At 43.2% G+C, this 11,902-nt stretch carries 11 protein-coding genes; 3 read left to right on the forward strand and 8 right to left on the reverse strand.

The features are described 5' to 3' along the window. Positions 1-51 precede the first annotated feature (51 nt). On the reverse strand, positions 52-1,479 hold the full coding sequence (locus ADM50_RS06660) for an AcpB/EbpR/MafR family transcriptional regulator (RefSeq protein ID WP_049484989.1): 1,428 nt from the start codon (positions 1,477-1,479) through the stop codon (positions 52-54). A 164-nt stretch (positions 1,480-1,643) separates the two neighbouring features. On the opposite strand from ADM50_RS06660, the gene hslO reads away from it, so the two are divergent. Both hslO and dusB read left to right on the forward strand, forming a co-directional pair. Further along, positions 1,644-2,516: an Hsp33 family molecular chaperone HslO gene (gene hslO, locus ADM50_RS06665; RefSeq protein WP_049484990.1), complete on the forward strand. Its 873-nt coding sequence runs from the start codon at positions 1,644-1,646 to the stop codon at positions 2,514-2,516. After that, positions 2,503-3,483 carry a tRNA dihydrouridine synthase DusB gene (gene dusB, locus ADM50_RS06670; protein WP_000183317.1) on the forward strand — a complete coding sequence of 327 codons (981 nt, stop codon included), beginning with the start codon at positions 2,503-2,505 and terminating at the stop codon, positions 3,481-3,483. The genes hslO and dusB overlap by 14 nt, the downstream gene beginning before the upstream one ends. 64 nt (positions 3,484-3,547) lie before the next feature. On the opposite strand, the gene ADM50_RS06675 is transcribed toward dusB, so the two are convergent. Next, positions 3,548-4,231, reverse strand: coding sequence for a hypothetical protein (locus ADM50_RS06675; protein WP_049484991.1), 684 nt, complete (start codon positions 4,229-4,231; stop codon positions 3,548-3,550). Between the two features lie 265 nt (positions 4,232-4,496). Between ADM50_RS06675 and ADM50_RS06680 the strand changes: the two genes are divergently transcribed. Next, positions 4,497-4,727 carry a hypothetical protein gene (locus tag ADM50_RS06680; RefSeq protein ID WP_049484993.1) on the forward strand — a complete coding sequence of 77 codons (231 nt, stop codon included), beginning with the start codon at positions 4,497-4,499 and terminating at the stop codon, positions 4,725-4,727. A 48-nt stretch (positions 4,728-4,775) separates the two neighbouring features. On the opposite strand, the gene ADM50_RS06685 is transcribed toward ADM50_RS06680, so the two are convergent. From ADM50_RS06685 to ADM50_RS06710, 6 genes are all read right to left on the reverse strand, one after another. After that, positions 4,776-5,549, reverse strand: a complete 774-nt coding sequence (locus tag ADM50_RS06685) for an NUDIX domain-containing protein (protein WP_049484994.1) — start codon at positions 5,547-5,549, stop codon at positions 4,776-4,778. Between the two features lies 1 nt (position 5,550). Beyond that, on the reverse strand, positions 5,551-6,330 hold the full coding sequence (gene pnuC / locus ADM50_RS06690; RefSeq protein ID WP_049484996.1) for a nicotinamide riboside transporter PnuC: 780 nt from the start codon (positions 6,328-6,330) through the stop codon (positions 5,551-5,553). Positions 6,331-6,339: 9 nt separating this feature from the next. Beyond that, positions 6,340-7,398 carry an AAA family ATPase gene (locus ADM50_RS06695; RefSeq protein WP_049484997.1) on the reverse strand — a complete coding sequence of 353 codons (1,059 nt, stop codon included), beginning with the start codon at positions 7,396-7,398 and terminating at the stop codon, positions 6,340-6,342. A gap of 146 nt (positions 7,399-7,544) precedes the next feature. Further along, on the reverse strand, positions 7,545-9,977 hold the full coding sequence (locus ADM50_RS06700) for an ATP-dependent Clp protease ATP-binding subunit (RefSeq protein ID WP_001109729.1): 2,433 nt from the start codon (positions 9,975-9,977) through the stop codon (positions 7,545-7,547). 1 nt (position 9,978) lies between these two features. Further along, the gene (locus ADM50_RS06705; protein ID WP_001211258.1) at positions 9,979-10,437 is read right to left on the reverse strand and encodes a CtsR family transcriptional regulator; all 459 of its coding nucleotides are present in this window, start codon (positions 10,435-10,437) and stop codon (positions 9,979-9,981) included. Positions 10,438-10,608: 171 nt separating this feature from the next. Continuing rightward, positions 10,609-11,902: Spy0128 family protein (locus ADM50_RS06710; protein WP_049484999.1), on the reverse strand; the 1,294-nt coding region annotated here is incomplete at its 5' end.

Consider the following 11,902-nt stretch of genomic DNA (forward strand, 5'->3'; position numbering starts at 1 on the left):
TGTGAGGAGATTGTGCGAATTTCACAAAAAAGACCTGAAAATTCAGGTCTTTTAGGCAAAGAGCATCTGACGAATCTTCGCCAAATCCTCCATATCCAAGTCGTTTTTTAAATAATAGATCGGAGTCTGTTCTTTCTTATGAATAGGGTTGTTGGTAATCAACAAATCATAATGTCGACTGGGATCATAGGCTTCAATGGCAATAAAACGATTGTATTCCAAATACCGTTTCAAAAGGGCAGCCATCCTAGAAAAGACAAGGAAACCAGATGTCAAATCCAAACCAATCCTCATATGTTGGCCACCATTTTCTGCCATATACTCTATCAACTGGAGCCATTCCCAGAGAATTTTCTTATCCAAATCCGTCCCCTGATGAAATGCTGACAAGATATGAAAAATTCTTTCTGCAGTCCCTCTAAAATCATGTTCCATCAGCAAATAGGGATGGCGATTCTCTGTCTGGTATCTGTACTGATCTTGTAAAATATAGCCCTTGTATAGATAAACTTGACCACAAAGCTGACTGAGTTCATAGGTGACATGGTCCTCTGTGTAGTCTCCCAGCAACTCCTCTTTCTTCATCTCTTGAATCAATTGCGTCAGCAAATCGGCTAATTGCCCTCCAAAACCAAGAATATACTCCATAGTATGAAGGGGCAAGATACGATGGGAAAGGAGAAATGAAAAGAATACCATCATCTCACCATCCTCAGCCCCTAGAGGAAGGTGTTGCCCAGCAAAAAAGGACGGAGCCTTTCTCAGCAAACGAAGGTAGAAAATATTGTCAAAATACCCTCGCATTTTTTCTTCTATGACTTGAAACTGACAGGCATTGACTCGGAGGCGCTGTTGACTGATGTGAGCCCAGAGAACCAAGTCCAATTTCTGACCTGAAGACAAGCTAGCACCGCAGATTTCTTCTAGGGTAGCAATATCCTGCTTTCTCTCCGCTTTCTGCATGTGACCTTCCCACTCCTGACTGGACCAAATCTTGCGAAAAAGGCAGAAATAGAAATAGCGAATCTGATGCTCTGGACCTCGCCAACGGCCATTTTGGATGGATAAGTCAAACTCTGACAAAATCTGATTTAGACTAGCTAAGTGGCGACCAAGCGTGGCCTCGCTAATCATCAACTCTTGAGCCAACTGATGAGCTAGAAACTGTTGGTGATAGAGAAGGTAAACCAAAATTTGGTACTTAATGGCATTGTCTAGAAACAAGCTCCGAATCTCTCTTCCCTTGGTAGCTGCACCAATCGACAAACGCAGATTTTCATCTTCCAAGTGAATGGTCAGCTCTAAACATCTTTCCAAGGCATTTTCGTTAATCAAAGAAATGTACTTGGTTAAGGTCGCCTTTGAAAAGCCTGTTTCTTCCATGGCTTCCTTGACTGTTGTCTGTGAATCTTGTAATAGAAAGGAAAGGACTAAAAATTGGCCAGATTCAGCTTTTTCCATCAAATCACCTAAATACATTTGTTACCCCTTTCATTTTCTCCTACAAGCATAGCATAAATCTTTCAAATGCTGAAATAATCTGTTTCTCATTTTATTTTAAAGCTGATTTCCTCGTCCTTATTCCTCAAAAACAGCAAACACACGACTCCCCCTTTGGGCATTTTTATGCTAAAATAGTAGCTATGGATAAAATTATTAAAACTATATCAGAAAGCGGGGCCTTTCGTGCTTTTGTCCTTGATAGCACTGAAACTGTCCGCACTGCTCAAGAAAAACATCAAACTCAAGCCAGTTCAACCGTTGCACTTGGTCGCACCCTTATCGCTAGCCAAATTCTCGCAGCCAATGAAAAAGGAAATACCAAGCTAACGGTTAAAGTTCTTGGAACTAGCTCTCTCGGCGCCATCATCACAGTTGCAGATACTAAGGGAAATGTCAAAGGCTATGTGCAAAATCCAGGTGTAGATATCAAAAAAACTGCAACTGGTGAAGTCCTCGTTGGACCTTTTGTCGGCAATGGCCAATTCCTCGTTATCACAGACTATGGTACTGGAAATCCTTACAACTCCATGACTCCTCTCATTTCTGGGGAAATCGGTGAAGACTTGGCCTATTACCTGACAGAAAGCCAACAAACCCCTTCAGCAGTCGGCCTCAATGTTCTTTTAGACAAAGACGACAAGGTCGAAGTTGCCGGAGGTTTCCTTCTCCAAGTCTTGCCAGGGGCCAAGGAAGAAGAGATTGCCCGCTTTGAAAAACGCATCCAAGAAATGCCAGCCATCTCAACCCTTCTGGAAAGCGATGACCATATCGAAGCCCTTCTCAAGGCTATCTATGGTGACGAATCTTACAAACGCCTATCTGAAGAAGAAATTCGTTTCCAATGTGACTGCAGCAAAGACCGTTTTATGAACGCTCTTGCCAGCCTTCCAAATTCAGACCTTGAAGAAATGAAAGAGGAAGACCACGGGGCAGAAATCACTTGTCAATTCTGCCAAACAACTTATAACTTTGATGAAAACGACCTGGAGGAACTCATTCGTGACAAATCTTAATACACCTTTTATGATTGGCAATGTTGAGATTCCCAATCGTACTGTTTTAGCACCCATGGCTGGTGTCACCAACTCAGCCTTTCGTACCATCGCAAAAGAGCTCGGAGCGGGGCTCGTTGTAATGGAAATGGTCTCTGACAAGGGAATCCAATACAACAACGAAAAAACTCTACACATGCTTCATATCGATGAAGGCGAAAACCCCGTTTCTATCCAACTCTTTGGTAGCGACGAAGACAGCCTCGCACGCGCAGCAGAATTCATCCAAGAAAACACCAAGACTGATATCGTCGATATCAACATGGGTTGCCCAGTTAACAAAATCGTGAAGAATGAAGCTGGCGCTATGTGGCTCAAGGACCCAGACAAGATCTACTCTATTATCAACAAGGTCCAATCTGTCCTTGATATCCCCCTCACTGTCAAAATGCGTACAGGCTGGTCTGATCCATCCCTAGCCGTGGAGAATGCCCTCGCAGCTGAGGCTGCAGGTGTCTCTGCTCTCGCCATGCATGGCCGTACCCGCGAACAAATGTACACAGGTCACGCAGACCTCGAGACCCTACACAAGGTTGCTCAAGCTTTGACCAAGATTCCATTTATCGCAAATGGTGATATCCGTACGGTCCAAGAAGCCAAACAGCGTATCGAAGAAGTCGGTGCTGACGCTGTCATGATTGGTCGCGCAGCCATGGGAAATCCCTACCTCTTCAATCAAATCAACCACTACTTTGAAACAGGAGAAATTCTCCCTGATTTGACTTTTGAAGACAAGATGAAAATCGCCTACGAACATTTGAAACGCTTGATTAACCTCAAAGGAGAAAACGTAGCCGTTCGTGAATTCCGCGGCCTCGCTCCTCACTACCTTCGGGGGACATCTGGCGCTGCCAAACTTCGTGGAGCCATTTCACAAGCTAGCACCCTAGCAGAGATTGAAGCCCTCTTGCAATTAGACAAAGCATAATAGAAAAAACCGTAACTCACTTGGAGTTTACGGTTTTTTAGATCCTAGGAAAACCTAGGTACTATTATTGAATCAAGGCAACGCTCGAAACTTTACCATCCGCACCTGTTGTAATTTGGATGATTTTTCCTCCACCGATTTTGGCATTATACTTACCATCATCAAGAGTGTAAGAGTAGCCTCTGATAGAATAGTTTTCTTTCTTTCCATCTGCAGTTTCTACTGTAAATTGGCCCCCTGATGAAACCGTAATAGTTTCGCCATTCGCTCCCTTCCAGTTGCCTGCAGCTGCTGAGAAATCACCATCGACCATGGTTAAAACACCCTTGTAGCGTTTGTTGTGTTCTGCTTGCTTGTCTTGAAGTTGGCGGTCAGTTGTTGGATCATAGCCTGACTGGTTAGACTGGGCTTGAGAACCTTGCTGAGTTGAAGGTGCCTGAGATGGGGCTTGTTGACTAGGAGCTGCTTGTTCTTGTCTTGATTCAGGTGCTGGTTTCGCTTGTGACTGATCTGCCGTTGTAGAAGACTGACCAGAAGATGCCTGAGCCTTTTCAGATGAAGCTGAGCTTGAAGATTTTTGAGTCTTGCTTTCTTTGCTAGAAGAAGCTGCTTTAGAGCTTGATGATTGACTTGTCTTGGCAGAGCTACTGGTTTGAGTGGTTTCGTTTTTATTTCCACAAGCTCCTAGTAGCAAGGTAGAAGCCAATACAGTCGCTGCAATCAATTTGATATAGGTTTTCTTTTTCATTTTTCTACTCCTTTGTAACATTTTTGAAATGTTAAGAAATCTTTTTGTAATATAATTGTAACATTGGGCTTTGAATCTGTCAACTATTTAGAGAAACTATTTTAAAAAATTTCTCTCTACTATCTCTATTCGTAATCGAAACGAAAAAATAGAAAATTTTTTAGATAAGAGTCCTATTTTTTACATCATCTTTGTGTAATCGCTTGCATTGCATTAGATAAAGGAATATAATAACATTGAAATAGAATATAGGAGGTATGCTCTTATGCTAAATAAGTATTACAAGTATCTTCCTTGGTTGATTTTGGGAGCTATTGGCTCTTATCAATCAGCCACTTACTATGCGCGAACTGCATTTGATGTCTTCTATCTGACTATAATCTTTATGATTGTTTATATCGCTTTGTTATTTTTACATGAGAACTATCTCAAGTATCGATATAAAGACTTCTTTACTCACCTGTTGAGCAATTCTAAGAAAGATAGCCATTCATAAAAAATGATGATAAATAAAAAGGTCGGGAAAAGTTCCCGGCCTCGTTTTTTATTTCAATCGATAGGTTTTTCTTGGTTTCTTTTTGGGTACTCGTTTGAGTCCGACTTCTTCTACATATTCGCCGTATTTTACGAGAAAGTTATTGCTGACGATTGGGTGACCAGGGTTGATGAGATTGACCAGTTCAGTCCCCTCGTAGACAGTGAACTCCTCCTCCAGCAGATAGAGGAAGGTCGGATTCCAGTCGAGACGGCCTTGGATTCGTTTGATGGATTCTTGGATAATGGCATAATGGTCAAAGGCGAAGGCTTGCTCCTCCAGCTCGACTCCATCTAGGTAGCATTTGCCTGTCTGAAAATCGACATCTACAAAAACGACATCCTTGGCATCATCACCTGCCTGAACGAGATCTAAGGCACGACTAGGTAGGTACACTAAGTGGGCAATGGTCACTGTCCAGCCCCGTGGATCACGACCGGGGGTCGATACCGTCATCAATTGCTCGATTTTCTCCAAAGGTAGATCGAGATTGACTTCTTCTCTCACCTCGCGCTGACAGGCATGTGCAGCATCTTCTCCCTTGTCCATAAAGCCTCCAACCAGAGCCAAACAGTTTTGATAAGGGTGAGCCTTGCGACGGATCAGCAAGAGCTTGATCTTTCCTTCGACAAAGCAGTAGGCTACCATATCCACTGTCACACTTGGTTTTTCATATTGAGGGAGCTCCTGCTTGTAGTACCAGTCTAAAAACTCCTCCTGACTAGTATGGATTTCATAATATTCTTTTTCCGTCATCCCGGCTGGAATCATCGTCTCTGCCATCTTATGCCTCCTTTCGAACTGCCTTGGTCCATTGGTACCATCCCACTAGACTGTTGAGTGTGTAAACCCAGTACATCCCTTGGATATGGATATTTTCACCCCACCAGAGGTAGATACTAAAGAGATTGGTTGCAATCCAGAAAATCCATTGCTCGCGGTAAAGACGTGTCATCAAGAGCTGACCAACACCATTGGTCGCATCGGTAACACTATCACGGAAAGGGCGAGCACTATGGATACTTTTATAAGCCAAGCCCATACCAATCCAGATGATGGCAGTCAAGGCCAAGTACTTGAGCCAATCAAAAACAGATAATTTCTTAGCTTCAAAGTGGGATTCTTCTGGTTTTCCTTGGTCATTGATACGATTGGACAACCAAGCATAGAGACCAATCGGCTGCATGACAAAGAAGTAAACAGTCGTCAAGACTTCTCCATAAAAAGTCGCATTCATGGCCAAGATCAAGTAGATAGCCGAGTTAATGGCCCCAAAGAGATAGTTGCTTGCACGCCCTTCTGCTACCAAGATAACACAGACAATCCCAGTCCAAGATGCAAACAAGCTCAGCCAGTCATGGCTTTCTGTATTTTGCGTGAATTCCAAGATCAAGGGAACACTTGACAAGGCGATGAGATACAACCACTGGAAAAGACTGCGACCGACAAAGAGATCTTTCCAGAGCAAGTGCATGATTCCTACAAAACCAATCTTGCGGGCTTCCGCATGGACATTTTTAAAATTTTCGATAAATTGTGTGATTTTTTTAGTTACTGTTTTCATAATTTTCTCCTAATCTGCTTGGTAAATGGCATCGATAGCCACTTTTGCTGCTTCATAATTGCCTAGGTAATCCTCCGCTAGATAAACTAAAGGAATGGTGGTTAAATATCGCTCCCTCATCTGATCCAGATGCTGGGAAAAACTGTGACGAATATGGTCTTCCGCCATGGTCATATCTCTAAACCCGTCATTGACATAGGAGCCGACAGGTTGCACAAAGAGAATCAAGTCCCATTTTTCCTTAGCCAAGATCGAAACAAAGAGATTGTCAAAGGTTTCTCCTGATAAGTCCTCTTGATCCTCAGCCTCCATGTAATAATCATAGTAGCCCTTGGTTACCAAGGAGTTTGTGTCAGCTATCACTAGGCCACGATTGGCATTGCTATCGATTAACTTGGAGGTCTGGTCATACTGTCCCAACAGGAGATAGTAGTAATCCTTTGGAGTCAATTCATCGTCGCGGACATTGTTTTTGGTCTGGTACTCACGTGCGTATTCCAGACTAACAGGCGCATCGTAATACCTTGCCAAATCCTTGGCTAGAGTGGTCTTCCCATTGCTGGCACTTCCCATAATCAACACTTTCTTAGTAAACTGACGACGGAAGGGCTGAGCAATATATTTCCAATATTTGCTTGGATTTTCTCGAATCATAGTCGCTGAGATACCAAACTTTCTTTCTTGCAAGACAGTGCCAAATCCACGTTTAGCTAGTTCTTGCTGGTAGTCTGCTTCTCCTACAAAGAAAGTCAGTTCTTGCTGGGTTTCATCATAGGAAATCTCCGCTAACATCTGATCCAACCACTCCTGCCAGCCCATAGGGTAACGAGGAAGCATGGTCTCATCTAACTTGCAGACAGAGGTCAACTCGTCATCACGAAAAGCCTCTCTGATATAGCGAAATCGTTTTTGAAGACTTAAACCTACCTGCTCCCCTCGGTCTCCCTCGTAGCCTGAAACGACTACCCAGACCTGGTCACACTGCCGCTTCGCTCGCTGGATCAGATCGATATGACCCTGATGAAGAGGGGCAAAGGTCCCAAATACCACTGCTGTTTTCTTTTTCATAAACGTTTTACCTTTTTATAGTTTTTGATATTTTTATTTTCTATGTTTTTATTATACACTATATTTTTGTTTTGTCAATAGTTTTTTATCATTTTTTATAAAAAAGTAGGAAAAAAAGAATCAGGACTGCTCCTGACTCTCCATTTTTAAGCAATATCAAATTTTAGTTGACCAGCTTTGACACCAATCTTGAGGGTCTTGCCTGCTACAAGTTCTCCCTTAAGGAGGAGTTCTGCCAACTTATCTTCCACTTCTGTTTGCAGGGTTCTGCGAAGTGGACGGGCTCCCATTTCTGGATTGTAACCGTGACTAGCTAGCAACTTCAGGGCTGAAGCTTGCAGTTTCAAGTCGATGCCTTTCTCTGCTAGGCTAGCAATCAATGGTTTAACCATAATCTTGACAATTTCCTGCATATGTTCGCTATCCAAGCTATGGAAGACTACCTTTTCATCAATACGGTTAATAAACTCTGGTCGATAAGTTTTTTTCAGCTCTTCAAAGATTCGTTTCTCCATATTTTCCTGGTCAAAACGAATGTCTTTAGCGCCAAAGCCGACCGTCTTGTCATCACGAAGAGCCGTCGCACCAAGGTTTGACGTCATGATGATAATGGTATTTGAAAAATCAACCTTGCGCCCCTTGCTATCTGTCAAGACACCGTCGTCCAAAACCTGCAAGAGGACATTAAAGATGTCTGGATGGGCCTTTTCTACCTCGTCAAAGAGAAGTACTGAGTAAGGTTTGTTGCGAACCTTCTCGGTCAACTCCCCACCTTCCTCGTAGCCCACATAGCCAGGAGGTGCTCCATTGAGACGGCTAGCCGCAAATTTCTCCATATACTCACTCATATCAAAGCGGATAAGGGCTGATTCGTCATCAAATAGAACTTCTGCCAGAGCCTTGGCCAATTCGGTCTTACCGACTCCTGTCGGCCCTAGGAACATAAAGGAACCAATCGGACGCTTGTGACTACGAATACCTGACTGATTGCGACGAATGGCACGACTTATGCTTGAAACAGCTTGATCTTGGCCGATGACACGTTTGTGTAGTTCAGCCTCCAAATTCAGGTATTTCTTGGCATCCGTTTGCGTCAGTTTTTGGACTGGGATACCCGACAAGCGACTCAAGGTGGTCAAAATATCAGATTCTGTTACCAAGTCTTTATAGACAGGAACTTCCTCTTCTTTTGCGATTAGCTGGGCAGCTTGTTCCCACTTGCCATCCATCAGGGCCTTGTCAGCTGGAGTCAAGTCGGATTCGTCTGCTTTCACATGCTTGGATTTGTTTTGCACTGTTGCTGCCGCCTCATCTAAGAGGTCGATAGCAGAGTCTGGCAAGTGACGACTGGTCAAGTAACGATGCGCCATCTTGACAGCCGTTTCAACAGCTTCATCTGTGATTTGCACACGGTGGTGTTTCTCATAGGTGGCCTTCAAACCTTGCAAAATGGTCATACTGTCAGCTAGACTTGGCTCTTCAATCGTCACTTTGGCAAACCGACGAGAAAGGGCAGCATCTTTTTCGATGTGTTTCTGGTATTCTTCCTGAGTGGTGGCACCAACCGTTCTCAAAGTTCCACGAGCCAAGGCTGGCTTCAAGATATTGGCTGCATCCAGAGTCGAGTCAATACCGCTACCAGAACCCATGATGGTGTGGAGTTCATCGATAAAGAGGATCACTTTGCCATCTTCCTCTATATCCTTGATGATATTGTTCATGCGCTCTTCAAAATCTCCACGGAAACGTGTCCCCGCAACAACATTCATCAAATCAAGCTCTAGAACACGCATCTTTGCCATTTCCGCAGGCACATCCCCACTGGCAATACGCTGAGCAAGACCAAGTGCCAGAGCTGTTTTCCCGACACCCGCATCTCCAACCAAGACCGGATTGTTCTTGGTCTTCCGACTCAAAATCTGAATCATACGTGAGATTTCCTTGTCTCGACCGATAACTGGCTCTAACTTGCCAGAACGCGCTTGCTCCGTCAGGTCATGCGTGTAGTCCTCTAGACCACCACTTTGAGCTTGAGGCATGCCCATCATATTGGCCATGGAATTTTGCTTGTCAGTTACTGTGCGATGGCGTTGACGCAAAGCCTTGAGATCTTCTCTTGTCCAGCCAGCACGCTCTTCTAGATTACGACGAAGAGCAGCAATTCTGACCTGATCTTTCTGGTCTTCATAAGAGAAGCCTGCTCTCTCCAAGATGCGAGTTGCCAAAGCATTACCATCATGCAAAATCGCATAGAGGACATGCTCTGTCCCTAGCACCTTAGCATGTACCACTGAGGCTACATATTCTGCTTCCGCAAAGAGGACCTCCAAACGATGGGAAAAGGGTAATTCCGTAAAAGTTTCATCTTGGCTATAGTCGGTTTCAGTCAGTTCCAACGCAACCTCTTCTAAACGGTCCATCTCGTATGGATAATCATTTAGAGTCGCACCTGCCACACTGTAACTGTGATTAGACATGGCAATCAATAAATGCCAAGACTCTAGGTAACGGGCTCCAAAATGGCTCGCAACCATGTAGGCACTCTCGATACATTCATTCAATGCTTTTGAATAGTTCATCTTACTTCTCTTTTCTATCTACCTCTTGTAATAGCTGTCGGAGCATATTGGCACGGACAACTGAAGATTCTTCCCCTAGGACACGATCTGTTGCTACAGAAGTCAGCAAGGTCATCTCTTGCTTGGTCATCAAGTCCTGCTCCACCAAAAGCTGGAGAATATCCTCATAAATCTCCTGACTAACTCGCTCTCCGATTGAATAAAGCAAATCGCGTAGCATCTCGTGATGATTGGAAAACTCAATACGCCCTATGCGAATGTAGCCTCCACCACCACGCTTGCTCTCAACTAAGTAACCTCTACTTTCCGTAAAGCGAGTCTTGATGACATAGTTGATCTGGCTCGGTACAACCTGGAAGGTATCTGCCAACTGGCTCCGCTGCAATTCCACGATACCAGACTGGTCTAAAATCGCCTTGATATAGGCTTCGATATGATCTGATGTATTTTTAAATCTCATAGTAAATCAAACTCCTTCTTTGAACCTTGACTATCTTTGACTATTATACCGAAATTTTTGATTTTTTTAAAGGAAAAGGGAACGAGTTGCGAAGATTATTATAAACTATCCAAAACAAAAAGATGGGACTGTAAAACAGTCGCCATCTTTTTTAGTTATTCAAAGTTAAGATTAGTCAACTTTTTTAGCACGGTATACAAGTCCTGCCAAAGCTGCAAGAACTAGACCAAGAATAGTAGAGAATGCTGTAAAGTCTGCTCCACCAGTGTTTGGCAAATCTCCCTTAGGCTGTTCACCCTTAGGACCTTCCTTAGGTTCTTCTTTTTTCGGTTCAGTATACGTGTTAGTGATTGTTGGGTTGTTACCTGTAACTTCTGTTACAAGTTGACCTGCACCATTATCTGTCACTTTTACTGTCACTTCGTAAGAATTTTCATCATATTTGATATTCTCATCGTTACCTTTTACTTCAGTAATAGTGTAAGTGTGCTCACCTGCTTCTTTGTACTCAATTGCTGTGAAAGTAACAGTACCGTCTGCAGCGTTTGTAGCTGTCTCAACGACTTTGTCACCTTCTTTAAGTTCAAACTTAAATTGACCTTTTACAAGCTCTTTATCACCTTTCAAGACTTTCTTAGCTGTAAAGGTTACTTTTGTTGAAGATGCAACATAAGTATTTGTGAAGGTTGGGTTGTTGTCAGTTACAGTCGCAACAAGTTGACCTTGACCATTATCTGTAACTTTTACTGTTACATTGTGAGTAGATTTATCGTATGTCACACCTGCTTCGTTACCTGCTTTTTCAGAGATAGTGTAAGTGTGCTCACCAGCTTCTTTGTATTCGATACCTTCGAAAGCAACAGTACCGTCTGCAGCATTTTTAGCTGTTCCGATTACTTTGTCACCTTCTTTGAGTTCAAACTCATATTTACCAGCTTCAAGGGCTTTACCTTCTAAGACTTTCTTAGCGGTAATATTTACAGTTGTTGAAGCTGCTTTATAAGTGTTAGTGAAGGTTGGGTTGTTACCTGTAACAGTTGCAACAAGTTGACCTGCACCGTCATCTTTAACGTTCACCTTAACTTCGTGTTTGGCAGTATCGTATGTCACACCTGCTTCGCTACCTGCTTTTTCAGTGATAGTGTAAGTGTGGTCGCCTGCTTCATTGAACTCAATTTCTTTGAAAGTAACAGTGCCGTCTGCAGCATTTTTAGCTGTTGCAACGACTTTGTCACCTTCTTTAAGTTCAAACTCATATTTACCTGCTTCTAGAGCTTTACCATTCAAGACTTTAGTAGCCGTGATAGTAGCTGTTGTTGTAGCTGCTTTATAAGTGTTTGTGAAGGTTGGGTTGTTGTTAGTTGCAGTTGCAACAAGTTTGCCTTGACCATTATCTGTAACGTTTACTGTCACTTCATGTGTAGCAGTGTCGTATGTCACACCTGCTTCGCTACCTGCTTTTTCA

Origin of the sequence: Streptococcus oralis (genome assembly GCF_001075675.1) — a bacterium.
GTDB lineage: Bacteria > Bacillota > Bacilli > Lactobacillales > Streptococcaceae > Streptococcus > Streptococcus oralis_V.